Source organism: Corynebacterium sp. zg254, from assembly GCF_024701495.1.
Lineage (GTDB): Bacteria > Actinomycetota > Actinomycetes > Mycobacteriales > Mycobacteriaceae > Corynebacterium > Corynebacterium zhongnanshanii.
Map to the genome: position 1 here is coordinate 964,756 of NZ_WIAR01000001.1, position 14,252 is coordinate 979,007.

Annotated in this window: 10 protein-coding genes; all 10 read right to left on the bottom strand. The window is 61.1% G+C overall.

Annotated elements, in window-relative coordinates; translation table 11 throughout:
* Positions 1-306: 306 nt before the first annotated feature.
* Positions 307-777 carry a 30S ribosomal protein S7 gene (gene rpsG, locus GC425_RS04405; protein WP_151842188.1) on the bottom strand — a complete coding sequence of 157 codons (471 nt, stop codon included), beginning with the start codon at positions 775-777 and terminating at the stop codon, positions 307-309.
* A gap of 3 nt (positions 778-780) precedes the next feature.
* The gene (gene rpsL / locus GC425_RS04410) at positions 781-1,152 is read right to left on the bottom strand and encodes a 30S ribosomal protein S12 (protein WP_112768809.1); all 372 of its coding nucleotides are present in this window, start codon (positions 1,150-1,152) and stop codon (positions 781-783) included.
* A gap of 341 nt (positions 1,153-1,493) precedes the next feature.
* The gene (locus tag GC425_RS04415) at positions 1,494-1,676 is read right to left on the bottom strand and encodes a DUF4236 domain-containing protein (protein ID WP_151842189.1); all 183 of its coding nucleotides are present in this window, start codon (positions 1,674-1,676) and stop codon (positions 1,494-1,496) included.
* A gap of 63 nt (positions 1,677-1,739) precedes the next feature.
* Positions 1,740-2,294 carry an isopentenyl-diphosphate Delta-isomerase gene (gene idi, locus GC425_RS04420; RefSeq protein WP_202879015.1) on the bottom strand — a complete coding sequence of 185 codons (555 nt, stop codon included), beginning with the start codon at positions 2,292-2,294 and terminating at the stop codon, positions 1,740-1,742.
* Positions 2,291-3,229: a phytoene/squalene synthase family protein gene (locus tag GC425_RS04425; protein WP_231699661.1), complete on the bottom strand. Its 939-nt coding sequence runs from the start codon at positions 3,227-3,229 to the stop codon at positions 2,291-2,293. Before GC425_RS04425 ends, idi begins: the two co-directional genes overlap by 4 nt.
* An 86-nt stretch (positions 3,230-3,315) precedes the next feature.
* Entirely contained in the window at positions 3,316-3,906 is a 591-nt protein-coding gene (locus GC425_RS04430) for a hypothetical protein (protein WP_151843702.1), read from the bottom strand.
* Positions 3,907-3,942: 36 nt separating this feature from the next.
* Complete coding sequence (locus GC425_RS04435; RefSeq protein ID WP_151843701.1) at positions 3,943-5,073, bottom strand: hypothetical protein; 1,131 nt, start codon at positions 5,071-5,073, stop codon at positions 3,943-3,945.
* A 193-nt stretch (positions 5,074-5,266) separates the two neighbouring features.
* Positions 5,267-9,235: a DNA-directed RNA polymerase subunit beta' gene (locus GC425_RS04440; RefSeq protein ID WP_151843700.1), complete on the bottom strand. Its 3,969-nt coding sequence runs from the start codon at positions 9,233-9,235 to the stop codon at positions 5,267-5,269.
* A gap of 79 nt (positions 9,236-9,314) precedes the next feature.
* Positions 9,315-12,827, bottom strand: a complete 3,513-nt coding sequence (locus GC425_RS04445) for a DNA-directed RNA polymerase subunit beta (protein WP_151842448.1) — start codon at positions 12,825-12,827, stop codon at positions 9,315-9,317.
* Between the two features lie 358 nt (positions 12,828-13,185).
* The gene (locus GC425_RS04450; protein WP_151843699.1) at positions 13,186-14,160 is read right to left on the bottom strand and encodes a DUF3068 domain-containing protein; all 975 of its coding nucleotides are present in this window, start codon (positions 14,158-14,160) and stop codon (positions 13,186-13,188) included.
* Positions 14,161-14,252: the final 92 nt, after the last annotated feature.

Below are 14,252 nucleotides of genomic sequence, written 5' to 3' on the forward strand. Positions count from 1 at the left end.
TGTTGAGCGACACTTTCGCACGGCGCCTGCGTGGAGGCTGCGTGGTGAGTTGTGCCGCAGGATGTTTACGTACTCGATCTATTTTGCCACGTGTGGTGCGTTTTCGCTTGTTCAACGACGCCACGTGGTTTCATGCTGTCTACGTAGCCGTGGGAAGTGATCGAATCTTCCCACCGGGCTGCGGTGCGCACCGTCGCGCGACTCGCTGGGCGTGGTCATGCCACGCCGTGCGTCGTGGTGTCTCGCTGCGCGTCAGTGCGCGGCAGCCACGCACTCGCACGCAGCGCGCGACAGCAGCGCGTGCGACTACCAGCGGTAGTGTGCGAATGCGCGGTTGGCTTCTGCCATCTTGTGAGTGTCCTCACGGCGCTTCACAGATGCACCCAAGCCGTTGGATGCGTCCAGGATTTCGTTGGCGAGACGCTCGGTCATGGTGTTCTCGCGACGCTGGCGGGTGAAGGTCACCAACCAACGCAGCGCCAGGGTGGTGGAGCGGCCTGGGCGAACCTCCACGGGAACCTGGTAGGTTGCGCCACCCACGCGGCGGGAGCGAACCTCGAGGGCTGGCTTGACGTTGTCCAGAGCCTTCTTCAGGGTCAGCACTGGGTCGGTGCCGGTCTTCTCACGGCAGGTCTCCAGGGCGCCGTAGACGATGCGCTCTGCGGTGGACTTCTTGCCGTCCAGCAGAACCTTGTTCACCAGCTGGGAGACGATAACGTCGCCGTATACTGGGTCCTTGGGCAATGGGCGTGATGGTGCAGGACCTTTACGTGGCATGTCTTACTTCTCCTTCTTTGCGCCGTAGCGGGAGCGAGCCTGCTTGCGGTCCTTAACACCCTGGGTGTCCAGGGAACCGCGGATGATCTTGTAGCGAACACCTGGGAGGTCCTTCACACGTCCACCGCGGACGAGGACCATGGAGTGCTCCTGCAGGTTGTGGCCCTCACCTGGGATGTATGCGGATACCTCGATGCCGGAGGTCAGGCGCACACGGGCGACCTTACGCAGTGCGGAGTTAGGCTTCTTTGGAGTGGTGGTGTACACGCGGGTGCACACGCCACGGCGCTGAGGGGAGCCCTTCAGCGCAGCGGTCTTGACCTTGGCGGTCTTGTCGTGACGGCCCTTGCGGACCAGCTGCTGAATAGTTGGCATGTACCGACTTTCTTCTTTGTGGCTTGTCGTTTCCCATTCACCGTTGACGGCCAGTGAGGATATCCTCTGTAAACGTGCGTAAGCCCGTCAGCCGCTTTCGCTGGCCTACGGGGTAAAAATCCTGCGCGTTGTCAGATGCGGTGACCCATGGCCACACGGGATTGTTCTTCGCTGGCTGCGACATTCAATCCGCCGGATGATCCTCTTGTTTAGGGACTAAAGAAGCAGTTTACTAGAGCGCGGCGGTTTCACCAAACCTGCTGCGATCCTCCCGCGCTCCTGCAGCAACCTCACCGTGCTCGATCCCCCTATCCCCCATGAAACCGACGCCCAGCGCCGCGCTACTTCCACTGCTTCCGGAAGCTCAACCCCGGAATGCCCGTGCGGGAGCTGGTGCTGATCTTGCCGCGCGCGTTGCGAGTGATGCGGAATGGCCCCACGCCCACTGACGAGCTCACGCCAGACTTGCTGGCGGTGAAGCGGAAGGGACCGATCTTCTTTGTTTTACGATATCCAAAACCCATGGGCGCTAGTGTAGCAAGCCGCTCGCACACTGGGGGGGGCTGCCGTTGTCTAGCCGTCGTTGCCTAGCCGCGTTCCAGCCGCGCCCGCAACTCCTGGTGCGCCAGCTGCTCGCCCATCCACGGGCTGAACGCGCGCGGCATCGCATCCGCCGCCCGCAGTACGGACGGCGCCTCTACCCACTGAAAGTCGCACACCTCGTCCGGGTTTGGCTGACACTCGCTCGCAGCCCTGGCCACGTACACAGGGCACTTCTCCCATTCCACGATCCCGCTGGCGTCCACGGCGCGATAGGAAAAGCCGCCCAGCACCAGCTCTGGGGTTTCAATGTCCATGCCGAGTTCGTGGCGCGCCCGGCGTCGGATGGCATCGGCGAAGCTCTCCCCCGGCGCCGGATGACCACAGACGGAATTGGTCCACACGCCCGGCCACGCCACCTTAGTCAGGGCGCGGCGGGTGATCAGCACCTGCCCGTCCTGGTTCAGCAGGTAGCAGGAAAAGGCCAGGTGGTAGGGGGTGTCATGGGTGTGGACGGTGGCCTTGGGGTCGGTGCCGACGGGGCGACCGTCGGGGTCGAGCAGCACCACCAGCTCGTCGGTACTGGCGTGGGGGTTAGTCACGGTGTCCTCCTGTGTGGGCGCCACCTGCGCAGTGTGGTGGCAGTGGCGCGCAGCGCGATGCCGGCTTTGCGCGGGGTGGAGACGGACACGCGCGTGTGCGGCAGAGTGGCGGCGGGGGTGGCGTTGATGTCCTCCAGCAGGGTGGCGAAGAGGTCCGTCGCCGCACGCACTGCCATCTGCGGGCGTAGCGGAAGGAGATCTATTGCCTCCGACGCCAAGCGCACCTCCCCACGGATCTCTTCCACGATGTGGGATTTCATGGCGTCGGTGAGGGCGTGTCCGCTGTGCGCGGTGGCCTCGCCGCTCTGCGTGGCGGCGGGGAAATAGAGGCGGCCCAGGTGCGCGTAATCGTCGCCGAGGTCGCGTAAGAAGTTGATCTTCTGGAAGGCCGAGCCCAGCGCCTGGGCACCGGCGCGCAACTGGCGAAGCTCTGCGGTTGAGCGGTGTTGGCCGCGCAGGAAGATCGCCAGGCACATCAGCCCGATGACTTCTGCGGAGCCGTAGATGTAGCGCTGGAGGCTCTCCGGGGAGTGCTCCGTGGTGCGGATGTCCATGCGCATGCTGGCGAAGAAGGCGTGCATGTGCTCGGGCTCGAGGTGGCAACGGCGGGCGGTGTCCGCATAGGCGTGCAGCACCGGGTCGGTGTGAAAGTGCTGCGCCGGGGCATTCAGAACCCGCTGCTCGTAGGCGTCCAACAGCGCTGCTTTCTGGGCCTGTGCTTGCCCCGAGGCACCGGTGGCGGCGGCCCCATCGACGATCTCATCGGCGATGCGGACCACCGCGTAGAGGTTGCGGATGTCCTGGCGGGTCTGTGCATCCAGCAGGTGAGTCGCGAGGCTGAAGCTGGTGGAATAGGCGGCGATGACCTGCGCTGCCGAGCGGCTGGCCATCGCGGTGTAGAGCCGGCCGGCCGGGGGCTGTTGGTGCGTCCGCACGCTCACCTCCACCTCCAGTTGTGTCCCCACTCGGTTGACAGGTGGGCTTCACGGCAGCTTACTACATTGGTCACACAGGGCGGATGTTAGGCGATGTACACGTTGGCGTTGATACCGCCTGTGCAGTGGACGTAGCTGCCCTTATCCTGGCAGTTCATGGTGTACGTGGTGTATGTGACCGGACTGTACACATCAATGGTCAGGTTATAGTTGTCCTTCTTCTCTGACCACTTGTTCACGTATTCGTTGCGCACGGCCTGGGCAAAGGAAGGCGAAGTGGGTCCGGACTTCCACACGGAGTTCAGGTTGCCCACCGGCTCGTTGTTGCGGGCGGCATCGTTGACCGCCACCACGCCGGCTGGCAGCTCGGCCTTGGTGGGTCGGCCCTTGTCTTTCTCCTTCGACTCCTCGGAGGCGTCGCTCGAGGACGCACCGTCCGCCTTCTCGGCGAAGGTGCCTGCCTGGAGGGACTCCTCGTCCTGGCCGGTGAACAGCAGCAGTCCGCCCACGGCCAGCAGCGCTACGGCCAGCACCGCTGCGATGACGGCGAGGATCGTGACAATCCGCTGATCCTTCGGAGACGGCTGGTTCTGCGGGGTCGGCTGGCCCTGCTGGTAGGGGCCCTGGTACTGCCAGTTCGCGGGCTGCTGCTGGGGTGGGTACTGATTCTCTGTCATGGTTCGCTCGTCCGTCGGTGGGGTTGAATGATGATCCTAGAAAATCTGATCGGTTCCTGGCTCAGCCAGAGGTAGTCGCGCATCACTAGGCCAGCGACTTTCTGAAGGATTCACCTGAATAGTCACATGCTCACCTGCACGCTTGGCCATCACCTCTTCCAACCGCACCATTTTAGCCGTACGTGTTCTCATTCCGCGACCGTCTCCACTCCTTGTAGTAATTTCCGTTGGATTATCCAAAACAAGAATCACAAACGACATCGCATCAGTTTCGCCATTAGGTGATCTATCTAATCCCTGAAGCGCTACAACTTCGGATGTCTTCATAACACGAATTGTTCCAGTTACTTCATTGTTCGGATTAGACGCAGGACCCCAACCGTTGGACTCTTCCTTATCAGCCTGGGCCTGCGGCGCAGGCTGGCCGCCGCCGGACGGCGCACCGGCACCGCCGCCGCGCAGAGCGTCCAGCGCGGAGCGATCCCCTGCAGAGATCCAGTTGATCTGTTCTTCGCGGCCTGCCAGATCCCCAGGGGTCTGGTCGATACGGTAGTTCCAGCTCTCGCCGCTCGGCACCAGACTGTTGCCCTGGCCCGAGTACGGGGTAGAGGTGGTGTCCCCGGACATGCCTTCGGTCTCGGTGTAGATCACTCCACTGCCGCTACTCTCGACGGACAGGGCCGCGCGGCGCCGTCCGCTCGGACCGCTTCCCAACCAGAAGGTGGGATCGTACTGCACGATGGCATCCTTGGAATCATTCGCACCCACAATACGCACCACGGACTGACTGTCCTTCAGCAGCAGCTCCGGCTGGCCATCACCGTTCACGTCGTGCAGAGCGTACTGCAGCTCCCCGGTGCCCATTCCCCCGTACTCACCCATGTCCGCGTTAGAAAAGTCCACCTGGGAGGGATTATCCAACACACCGGCGTACAGATCAGCCAGCTTGGACCCGGAATCCTCGCCGGGTTGCTCCTCGGACCCAGCCTCGGGAGCAGGGCCACCCTCCTCCGGCTGTGGATCGTTGCCTGCAGGCTGCGCAGCCTGCGTGGCAGCGTTCTTCGAGCCGGAGTCTCGCGTTGCGAGCGCCGTACCACCCATCGCCAGGAGCACAACCTCCACGGCGATGACCGCGGACAATACTATTTTCTTCGTCAGTAGGGTCACAGGAAAGACTTTCTTTTTTTCCGTACACTCATCCACAACCTCAGTGAGTAATCTCCGGTCAGTCTAATACTCAGTCTCCCCCCCCCCCGCAAATACGCGAACACGCCGTCCCACATGTCAGTGGGACGGCGTGTTCCTGAACGGACCAGCACTACCGGAAGAAAGTTAAGCCTTTCTCACAGCAGCGGACCCTTTAAAGTTGCAGGTCATCCAGCGGAACTGCAGCTCCGGTGAAGTCACCGTAGGCGTCATCACCATAGAAGCCATCACCGAAGGACGATGGCAGCGAGTAGGCCGCAGCGCGCGCCTCCTCCGTAGGCTCCACCGTGATGTTGCGGTAACGCGCAATACCCGTACCAGCCGGGATCAGCTTACCGATGATCACGTTCTCCTTCAGACCAATCAGCTTATCGGAGCGCTTGTTGATCGCAGCATCCGTCAGGACACGAGTGGTCTCCTGGAAGGACGCAGCAGACAGCCAGGACTCCGTAGCCAGGGAGGCCTTCGTGATACCCATGATCTCCGCACGGACCTCCACAGGACGTCCACCGGACTTCACAGCTTCCTTAGACGCAGCCACAGCATCAGCGTGCTCCACCAACGAACCAGGCAGGAACTCCGTAGAACCGGAATCAATCACCGTCACGCGGCGCAGCATCTGCCGCACAATGATCTCAATGTGCTTATCGTGAATAGCCACACCCTGATCGCGGTACACCTTCTGCACCTCGCTAATCAGGTGCTGCTGCACACCACGGCGGCCCATCACACGAAGCACCTCGTGCGGATCCGCAGAGCCCTTCAGCAACTGCTGGCCCATCTTGACGTTATCGCCATCGCGGATCGGACGCTCCACACCACCGTTGGCCAGCGTAGCCAAGCCCTGGCGCTTCGACAGCTTCTCGTACACAACCTCTTCAGAACCATCATCAGGAACGATGGTCAAGGTGAAGAAGTTATCGTCGTCCTCAATCTTCACGCGGCCGTCCACGGAGGCAATCGGGGACTTCGCCTTCGGCACACGAGCCTCAAACAGCTCCTGCACACGTGGCAGACCACCCGTAATGTCGCCACCAACACCACCCTGGTGGAACGTACGCATCGTCAGCTGAGTACCAGGCTCACCAATGGACTGCGCGGCCACAATACCCACAGCCTCACCGATGTCCACCTTCTTGCCCGTCGCCATGGACTTGCCGTAGCACGTCGAGCACACGCCCGTCGCGGTAGCACAGGTCAAGACGGAACGGACCTTGACGGTCTCCACACCCGCGGCGATGAAGGCGTCGATATCAGAATCGTTAATCACCTCACCGGCAGCAAGCAGCACGTCGCCTTGCGCGTTCGTGGCGTCGGCGGCCAGGTAACGGCCGGCCACAGACGTCTCCACGAAGTCCGCGCGGGTGAACTGACCCGTGGGGTTGCCCTCAGCATCCAGCACAGCATCGGCCACGTTCATGACCACGCCCTGCTTGGTGCCACAATCGTCCTCGCGGATGATGACGTCCTGCGCCACATCCACCAGACGGCGAGTCAGGTAACCCGAGTCCGCGGTACGCAGAGCCGTATCCGCCAGACCCTTACGGGAACCGTGCGAGTTGTTGAAGTACTCCAGCACCGACAGGCCCTCGCGGAAGGAGGTCTTAATCGGACGGGTGATGTAGTCACCCAGGGAGTTCGTGACCATGCCCTTCATACCCGCAAGAGTCCAAATCTGACGCATGTTACCGGCAGCGCCGGACTTCACGATCATCGGAATTGGGTTGTCATCCGGGTACAGGTCCTCCACAGACTGGCCCACGAAGTCCGTAGCTTCCTTCCACAGGTCCACCAGGGACTGGTAGCGCTCGGACTCGTTGATCTTTCCTCGCGCCATCTTCTTCTCAATCACACGAGCCTTGGCCTCGTAGGAGTCCAGGATCTCACGCTTGTTCGGAAGAACCAGCACGTCATGCATGGTGATAGTCACACCGGAGCGGGTAGCCCAGTAGAAACCAGCATCCTTCAGCTTGTCCACGGTCTGTGCCACGGTAATCATCGGGTACTTCGCAGCCAAGTCGTTAATGATGGCAGCCTGAGGCTTCTTCGCCATCACACCCTCAACATACGGGTAGTTCCACGGCAGCAGCTCGTTGAACAGCACGCGCCCCAGGGTGGTCTCCGCCAACCAGGTCTGGCCGCGCTGCCAGCCATCGGGGAACAGCTCAGCCTCGATGTCCGCAGGCGGACGCAGGTGGCTGATGCGCACCTTGATGGGAGCCTGCAGGCCCAGCACGCCACGGTCGAAGGCCATGATGGCCTCAGCCAGGGAGGAGTACACGCCCTGAGCAGGAGCATCCTCCGTGGCAGGGGTGTACGCACCCTGGCCACCGAACTCCTCGCGGCCCTTCGGCATCGTCAGGAAGTACAGGCCCGTCACCATGTCCAGACGTGGCATAGCCAGAGGCTTACCGGACGCAGGAGACAGAATGTTGTTAGAGGCCAGCATCAGGATACGAGCCTCGGCCTGCGCCTCAGCACTCAGCGGCAGGTGCACAGCCATCTGGTCACCATCGAAGTCGGCGTTGAACGCCTCACAGGCCAGAGGGTGCAGCTGGATAGCCTTACCCTCCACCAGGACAGGCTCGAAGGCCTGAATACCCAGACGGTGCAGCGTAGGTGCACGGTTCAACATCACAGGGTGCTCGGCGATGGCCTCTTCCAGCACATCCCACACCTCGGAACGCTGACGCTCCACCATGCGCTTCGCGGACTTGATGTTCTGCGCGTAGCTCTTCTCCACCAGACGCTTCATCACGAATGGCTTGAACAGCTCCAGAGCCATCAGCTTTGGCAGACCACACTGGTGCAGCTTCAGCTGAGGACCCACGATAATCACGGAACGACCGGAGTAGTCCACGCGCTTACCCAGCAGGTTCTGGCGGAAGCGGCCCTGCTTACCCTTCAACAGGTCAGACAGAGACTTCAGCGGACGGTTGCCTGGGCCGGTGACTGGGCGGCCGCGTCGACCATTGTCGAACAGGGCATCCACGGACTCCTGCAGCATGCGCTTCTCGTTGTTCACGATGATCTCAGGCGCGCCCAGATCCAGCATGCGCTTCAGGCGGTTGTTGCGGTTAATCACGCGGCGGTACAGATCGTTCAGGTCAGAGGTAGCGAAGCGGCCACCGTCCAGCTGAACCATCGGACGCAGCTCTGGTGGGATCACAGGGATGCAATCCAGCACCATGCCCGCAGGGTCGTTACCGGAACGCAGGAAAGCAGCAACCACCTTCAGGCGCTTCAGGGCACGCAGCTTCTTCTGGCCCTTGCCATCGCGGATGACCTCACGCAGGGACTCGGCCTCGGCCTCCAGGTCGAAGCCGCGGATCAGGGTCTGGATAGCCTCCGCACCCATTCCGCCGGTGAAGTAATCCTCGTAGCGGTCCTGCAGCTCGGTGTAGATGTTCTCATCCACAATCATCTGCTTCGGAGCCAGCTTCACGAACGTGTTCCAGATCTCGTCCAGACGGTCGATCTCACGCTCCGCACGCTCACGGATATGGCGCATCTCGCGGTCAGCCGCGGACTGCACCTTCTTCTTCGCGTCAGCCTTGGCACCATTGGCCTCCAGCTGAGCCAGATCCTCCTCCAGAGTCTGAGCACGCTCAGCCAGCTCGGCATCGCGGTCAGCCTCCACTTCCTTCTTCTCCAGAAGCATCTCTGCCTCCAAGGTGGTCAGGTCGTTGTGGCGACCCTCCTCATCCACAGAGGTGATGATGTTGGCAGCGAAGTAGATGATCTTCTCCAGGTCCTTCGGAGCCAAGTCCAGCAGGTAACCCAGGCGGGAAGGAACACCCTTGAAGTACCAAATGTGAGTCACAGGTGCAGCCAGCTCAATGTGGCCCATGCGCTCACGGCGCACCTTGGACTTGGTGACCTCTACACCACAGCGCTCACAGATGATGCCCTTGTAGCGGACACGCTTGTACTTACCACAAGCACACTCCCAGTCGCGGGTAGGTCCGAAAATACGCTCGCAGAACAGACCGTCCTTCTCAGGCTTGAGAGTACGGTAGTTAATGGTCTCAGGCTTCTTAACCTCACCACGGGACCAACGACGAATATCGTCAGCAGTAGCGAGTCCGATGCGAAGCTCATCGAAGAAGTTAACGTCCAGCACGTGAACTTCCTTTCCCCTCCTCTTCGGAGGGCCTTGAAAATGTAACGAAGGTCAAATTCTAAAAGCTTGTAGCGGCGCTCTAGCCGACCTCTAAGTCAGCATCCGGACGCTCATCACGCGACAAGTTGATACCCAGGGCAGCGTTAGCGCTGTCCAGCTCATCGTCGTCGTCGGAAGACAGCTCCATCGGAGTACCATCCGCGGCCAGAACCTCAACGTTCAGGCACAGGGACTGCAGCTCCTTCAACAGCACCTTGAAGGACTCAGGGATACCAGGATCAGGGATGTTCTCACCCTTCACAATGGCTTCATAAACCTTCACACGGCCCACCACGTCATCGGACTTGATGGTCAGAAGCTCCTGCAGCGTGTAGGCGGCACCATACGCCTGCATAGCCCACACCTCCATCTCACCGAAGCGCTGACCACCGAACTGAGCCTTACCACCCAGAGGCTGCTGGGTAATCATGGAGTAAGGACCCGTGGAACGAGCGTGAATCTTCTCATCCACCAAGTGGTGCAGCTTCAGGATGTACATGTAGCCCACAGCCACCGGGTATGGGAACGGCTCGCCGGAACGGCCATCAATCAGCTGGGCCTTACCGAAATCATCCACCAGGCGGATGCCATCGCGGTTCGGCAGGGAGGAACGCAACAGACCGGACAGCTCCGCGTTCGACGCACCGTCGAACACAGGGGTAGCCGTCAGGGAATCTGCAGGAACGTCGTACAGGTGCTCCGGCAGGGTCTCCAGCATCGCCTGGATCTTTGGATCCTGGGACTCGGTATCAACCTTCCAGCCGGCCTTCGCCAGCCAGCCCAAGTGCACTTCCAGCACCTGGCCGATGTTCATACGGCGAGGCACACCGTGGGTGTTCAGGATGATGTCCACCGGAGTACCGTCCGGCAGGAATGGCATGTCCTCGGCAGGCAGAATCTTGCCCACCACACCCTTGTTACCGTGGCGACCAGCTAGCTTATCGCCGTCCTGGATCTTGCGCTTCTGGGCCACGTACACGCGAACCATCTCGTTCACGCCGGCTGCCAGATCGTCGTCGTCCTCACGGGAGAACACGCGCACGCCGATGACCTTACCGGTCTCACCGTGCGGCACCTTCATGGAGGTATCGCGCACCTCGCGGGCCTTCTCGCCGAAGATGGCGCGCAGCAGGCGCTCCTCAGGGGTCAGCTCCGTCTCACCCTTCGGGGTGACCTTACCGACCAGGATGTCACCATCGCGGACATCCGCACCGATGCGGACAATACCGCGCTCGTCCAGGTCCTTCAGAACATCCTCACCCACGTTAGGAATGTCGCGGGTGATCTCCTCCGGTCCCAGCTTGGTGTCACGAGCATCAATCTCGTGCTCCTCGATGTGGATGGACGTCAGCACGTCCTCCTCCACCATGCGCTGGTTCAGGATGATCGCGTCCTCGTAGTTGTGGCCTTCCCACGGCATGAAGGCAACCAGCAGGTTCTTACCCAGTGCCATCTCACCGTTGTCCGTGCCCGGGCCGTCAGCCAGAACCTGGCCGGCCTCCACGCGGTCGCCCTCGTCAACCAGAGGCTTCTGGTTGTAGCTGGTGCCCTGGTTCGTACGCTCGAACTTGCGCAGCATGAACGTGTCACGCACACCATCGTCATCCATGACGGTGATGTAATCAGCGGACACGTACTCCACCACACCGGCCTTCGGAGCGATGATCATGTCACCGGCATCGTAGGCCGCACGCAACTCCATACCGGTACCCACGTACGGAGCCTCGGAGCGCATCAGCGGCACAGCCTGACGCTGCATGTTCGCTCCCATCAACGCACGGTTGGCGTCGTCATGTTCCAGGAACGGAATCATCGCAGTCGCCACGGAAACCATCTGACGCGGCGACACGTCCATGTAATCAACCTGATCTGCCGGAACGACCTCCACGTCGCCGCCGCGCAGACGGACCTCAATACGGTCTTCGGTGAACTTGTGATCCGCGTCGAACGGAGTATTCGCCTGGGCAATAACGTGGCGATCCTCCTCATCCGCGGTGAAGTACTCCACCTCGTCGGTGATCTTGCCATCCACCACGCGACGGTACGGCGTCTCGATGAAGCCGAAGCTATTCACGCGAGCATAGGAAGACAGGGAACCGATCAGACCAATGTTCGGGCCCTCAGGAGTCTCAATCGGGCACATGCGGCCGTAGTGAGATGGGTGAACGTCGCGGACCTCCAGGCCAGCACGCTCACGAGACAGACCACCCGGGCCCAGTGCGGACAGGCGGCGCTTGTGCGTCAGGCCAGACAGGGAGTTGTTCTGGTCCATGAACTGGGACAGCTGCGAGGTACCGAAGAACTCACGGATCGCGGCGGACACAGGGCGCACGTTAATCAGGGACGTTGGAGTGATGGACTCCGCGTCCTGCGTGGTCATGCGCTCGCGCACCACGCGCTCCATGCGGGACAGACCCACACGCACCTGGTTCTGAATCAGCTCACCCACGGTGCGCAGACGACGGTTACCGAAGTGGTCGATGTCATCCACGCCGATCGGAATCTCCACGCCCTCAGGGGAGGTCATGGTCTTCTCACCCGCGTGCAGACGCACCAGGTACTCGATGGTGGTGAGGATGTCCTCTTCCGTGAGGGTCATGTTGCCCTCGTGGTCGCCACCCAGACCCAGCTTGCGGTTGACCTTGTAACGACCCACCTTCGCCAGGTCGTAACGCTTGTCCTTGAAGAAAGAGTTCTCCAGCAAAGCCTGCGCGGAGTCGCGCGTGGGGGACTCGCCTGGGCGCTGCTTGCGGTAGATCTCCAGCAGAGCCTCGTCAGTGTTGGCCACACCGTCCTTTTCCAGGGTGGACATCATGATCTCGGAGAAGCCGAAGCGGTCCGTGATCTCCTGGGTGCTGAGGCCCAGGGCCTTCAGCAGAACAGTCACGGGCTGGCGACGCTTGCGGTCGATGCGCACGCCGACGGTATCGCGCTTGTCCACGTCGAACTCCAGCCATGCACCACGGGAAGGGATCACCTTCACGGCGTGCAGGGGACGCTCCGTGGTCGCGTCGATGGACGCGTCAAAGTACACGCCGGGGGAACGCACCAGCTGGGACACAACAACACGCTCGGTGCCGTTGATGATGAAGGTGCCGTTTTCCGTCATGATCGGGAAATCGCCGATGAACACGGTCTGGGACTTAATTTCACCAGACATCGCGTTGGTAAACTCCGCGGTCACGTACAGCGGTGCCGCGTAGTTAATGTCCTTTTCCTTCGCTTCGTCGATGGTGGACTTTGCCTCATCGAAGCGTGGTTCGGAGAGGGTCAGGGACATGTTCTCCGAATAATCTTCAATCGGGGAAAGCTCTTCGAGTATGTCCTCGAGTCCGCTGGTGATGCGAACGCCCTCCCCTGCCTCGGCTTGTGCACGGGCACGCCACTCAGGGGTGCCAACGAGCCAAGCGAAGGACTCTCGTTGGAGGTCAAGAAGGCCTGGAACCTCGATGGGAGAATCAATCTTCGCGAACGAGTGTCGCTGAGATGCTCCAGGGATTCCGGCCACTGAACTTGTCTGGCGGGAGACTGCCAAGATGGGTCCTTCCAGCACCACGTCACAAGGGTCCGCATGGTGGAGCAGCGATACCCCTGATCGGGTGTGTGTACTGAGTAGTGATGGTCATTTAGTTGGAATAAACCGACAGGACACACCGCAGCGATGGAATGACTAAACGACCTTGTCAAATCGCGTAGTGTGCATTCTGACAAAGCCTCAAAGTGGTGATATGTGCACCATAGTGCCTGATCGCGGCCGTGCGCCTGAAAATTATTCCAGCGCAAAGAAACATTGTATTACAGATAAGGCTGCATGTCTAGGCTGGGCAGGCAGAAACCCGACGCCCATGTGGCCGCCCCTCGAGGCGCCCGGGGGAACTCCCGCGCCCCGTCCTTTCGACGCCCGCGCGGTGCTACGGACGGCGCCTATACACAACAAGCGCGATCAGCGATGCTGCAGTCACAATAGCACCCAAACCCGTCAGCCCAAATCCCCACGACGAGGTGTGCCGAAACTCGCCCAGTTTTTGTGCCTGCGCCAGCATGTCGTGCTCCACTTTCTCCGTGGTGCGGCCGTTGAAAACCAGCAGGTCATCGAGCTTCTCACCCTGATCGTCCAGGTACCGGGCATTGAGATTCTCATCCAGCGCCACAATCATGCCACTGCGTGGCTCCACCGTGATCGTGCGTGTCCCAGAGTACGTCAGGTGCCCCTCCACCCGCTCATCACTGCCATCCTTGCGCAGCATCTGCGTGTTCCACAGGGAGTCATACTGAGAGGACACATCCGTGTCCGGAATCTCCTGCTTGAAGACGTACAGCTCCACGTCCTTGCCGGCCTGATCCTGGTGGGTCACGGTGCCCTGATAGGCGGCCTTGACGGGCTTGCGCACCTGGTCGTCGAAGTACTCGTAGTCCCGCTGCTCTACTTCCTGCGGGAACTTCACCCACTGCCCCATGTTCTCCACGGCCGTCGGCGGCGTGGCTGGGGTATCCGAGACCTTCGCCTGGCCCCGCACCTCCCCCGTAAAGCGGTCCACGGTGAAGCTCCAGATCTGCGCGTTCAGCAGCGCTTTTTCATCTTCGTCGATGTCACCACGCGCCACGCTCACGCCCACCTTCGCCGCCGCGGAATCCTCGGACGCCGGCTGTCCCAGCGTCATATCGTACTGCTTGATGACGGGGGCCTTGATGGTCTTGCCGCCCGTTGCTGGATATGCAGATCCGACGCTGGCCTCGTCGTCTTCCAGCGTGAGCGTAGACGTAGCAAGCTGCAATGGGAGAGGCTTTTCCTCGGTGACCTTTTGTGGGAGCAGATACCCCGCGGTGAGCAGAGCCACGCCGATGATCAGCGTGACGATCGCGATGGGGTACAGTTTCGAGCGCATAGCGACCACTATAGCCCTTTGCACACACACCGTGAAGAGTTTTCAGCGCAGAGTATAAGGGAAACCCCACGCACTCACCGAGTGCGTGGGGT